1 protein-coding gene is annotated in these 705 nt (G+C 45.4%); it reads left to right on the plus strand.

The window, feature by feature from the left end:
* Nucleotides 1-504: 504 nt before the first annotated feature.
* Nucleotides 505-705: hypothetical protein (locus VZ95_RS21005; protein WP_045777603.1), on the plus strand; the 201-nt coding region annotated here is incomplete at its 3' end.

The following is a 705-nucleotide window of genomic DNA, read 5'->3' on the forward strand; positions in this document are numbered from 1 at the left end:
CGAAGCTATGACGCGGCTGCACGGGGGTATGCTTTTGTGCGCCGCACAATTTCAAAATCATTCTGATTAATAATAATTAACGCGATATCTGTTTTTTTGACTGATCGCCGGTCTCCAATCAACCGAATGCGTAAATCATTGCTCTAAAAAACCTCATCAAGGACGGGAAAATTTAATTTTAATCAGAGGCCTAAGCCAATATTTTTATGCTCATAGCCTATTTAATAAGGAATCAATTTAAAGTTACCAATAATTAACCCGTTAATACTAGGCGTTTAATTCACAAACTCAAAATATTAAAAATTAAAATACATTCTTCACATATACATAGACTCGACAAGTCATACAACTCCAGTGTTAATATGTTGCAGCACAACATTCGTTACCGGACCGCGACAGGGTCATAACCGCTGAAACCCATACAGATGTATGCGCTTCGGCGACCCAATCGACCTTTGGCATCGCCAAAGGCATCGCGTCTGTTTGCGTGAGAGAGGGCCAGCCGTGGCTAATAAGATTTCTCTGTCGATCCGATGGAAAGTTTTCATCATCCCAGGCGTGGCCTTGATCGCGCTAGGATTGCTGGCGCTCGTCGGGATCTCCACAATCTCCAACCAGAACCGCGTTCTCGATCAGATCACGCGCATCTCCAGCGCGAAAGCGACCGAGGCGCTCCAGCTCTCGCGTGCTTTCGAACAGGCGCAC

The organism is Elstera litoralis, from assembly GCF_000963705.1.
GTDB lineage: Bacteria > Pseudomonadota > Alphaproteobacteria > Elsterales > Elsteraceae > Elstera > Elstera litoralis.